Below are 2,085 nucleotides of genomic sequence, written 5' to 3' on the forward strand. Positions count from 1 at the left end.
GAGATGCGGCGTGAGCGACCACTCCTTCCGCACGCCGATCGCGGTGGTCGGCATGTCGTGCCGCTTGCCGGGCGCCAACGACCTCGATGGGTTCTGGCGGCTGTTGAAGGAGGCGCGCAGCGCGGTGGTGGACGTGCCTCCCGAGCGGCTGGACCGCGAGCTCTACTTTGACGAACGCAAGGGCCAGCGGGGCAAGACCTACTCCACCATCGGCGGCCTGGTGGAGGCTCGGGAGCCCGAGAGCGGTGACGAGACTTACGATATGTGCCACCGCCTGTTCGCCGACGTCGCGGTGGACGCGTGCCGCCACGCGGGGCTAAGCCGCGAGGAGCTGGCCGCCCGGTCGGTGGGCGTGTTCGTGGGACACTCGGGTGGAAGCCCCGCATTCGGCGGAATCACGCTGGCGACGTTGGCGGGACAGGCGTTCGAGCCTCTGCGCCACGTGCCGGCCGTGCAGGCGATGGGCGAGGAGCGGGTGAACGGGCTGATTGCCGGGGCCACCGCGCACCTTCGAAAGGGAAAGCCGCAGCGCGCGGCCAACGGGGACCCGAAGAGCGAGTCGCGCTGGGCCGCGGAACTGGTGGCCCGGACGCTTGGCCTCACCGGGCCGAACCTGGTCATCGACGCCGCGTGCTCGTCGTCGCTCGTCGCGCTCGCGCTCGGGGCCCTGGCCCTCGAGCGGGGCGACGTGGACGTGGCAGTCGTGGGTGGCGCCTCGTACGCGCAGGTCAGCAGCCTCATCCTGTTCTCGCAGGCGCAGTCGTGCAGCGCCAAGGGATCGCGCCCCTTCGATGCCGCCGCGGACGGCCTCGTCGGATCGGAAGGGTACGTGGCCCTGGTGCTCAAGACCGAGGCGCAGGCGCGTCGCGATGGCGACACCATCCACGCCGTGGTCCGCGGCATCGGCCTGTCCACCGACGGCCGGGGACGGCACCTGTGGGCGCCGCGCAAGGAAGGCCAGACCGCGGCCATGCGGCGCGCCTACGGCTCCACCATCGATCCCGGCGGCATCCAGTATGTGGAGGCCCACGCCACGAGCACACAGGTGGGCGACGCCACCGAGATCGAGTCGATGGCCGAGTTCTTCGGCGATCGCCTTGGCGGCGCCAGGATTCCCATCGGCAGCGTGAAGTCCAACATCGGACACACGCTGGAGACGGCCGGGTTGGCCAGCCTGCTCAAGGTGATCCTGTCCATGCGCGAGGGGGCCATCCCCCCGACCATCAACATCGAAACGCTCAACGAGACCATCGACTGGGACGCCGTCCCGTTCGAGGTGACGCGTTCCCTGCGGCCATGGAAGCGGCCCGAGGGCGACCTGCGCCGCGCCGGCGTGAGCGCGTTCGGGATCGGCGGCCTGAACGTCCACCTGATCGTCGAGGAGCCGGGCGACGCGGCGCTGGCGCCGCCCTCGGTGCCGTCGCGTGAGCCGATCGCCATCGTGGGGCGCGGCGTGGTGGTGCCTGGCGCCGGGAATGTGCCGGCCCTCGCGGACTTCCTGAAGAAGGGCGTGCCCGCCCTCTCCGAAGCCCCCGAGTCGCGTTGGCCTGGGCATCTGGGGGTGTCGCCGGATGGAGCCCCCTGGACCGCGCCGGCCTGCCGCGGCGGATTCATCACGGATTACGCATACGACTCGGTAGTGCACCGCGTGCCGCCCAAACAGGTGGCGGCGGCCAACCCGCTCCAGTTCATGCTCCTCGACGCCACGGAGCAGGCCCTGGCCGAGTCGGGCACGGTGGACCGGGAGCGCACGGGCGTCATCGTGGGCACGTCGTTCGGCGGCGAGTTCGGAAACCAGCTCCTGCTCGGCCTGCACTTTCCCGAGATCCGGGCGTGCCTCGACGAGGTGATGCGCGAGCAGGGGATCGGCGACCGGGAACGTCGGGCGATCGAGGAGGGCTACGAGGAGCGCTTCCTCGCTCGCTATCCGGCCGTGAACGACGTGACCGGGAGTTTCACGAGCAGCACGCTGGCTTCGCGGATCACCAAGACGTTCGACCTCGAGGGCGGCGCGTTGGCCATCGACGCCGGCGGCGCGTCTTCGCTCGTGGCGCTGGAGACCGCATGCGCGCTCCTCCAGGCGAA

1 protein-coding gene is annotated in these 2,085 nt (G+C 70.8%); it reads left to right on the top strand.

Annotated features, from left to right (window positions below):
* Positions 1 to 10: 10 nt before the first annotated feature.
* On the top strand, positions 11 to 2,085 hold a 2,075-nt coding region (locus VNE60_03725; GenBank protein HVB30619.1), incomplete at its 3' end, for a beta-ketoacyl synthase N-terminal-like domain-containing protein.

Source organism: Gemmatimonadaceae bacterium, from assembly GCA_035533755.1.
GTDB lineage: Bacteria > Gemmatimonadota > Gemmatimonadetes > Gemmatimonadales > Gemmatimonadaceae > JAGWRI01.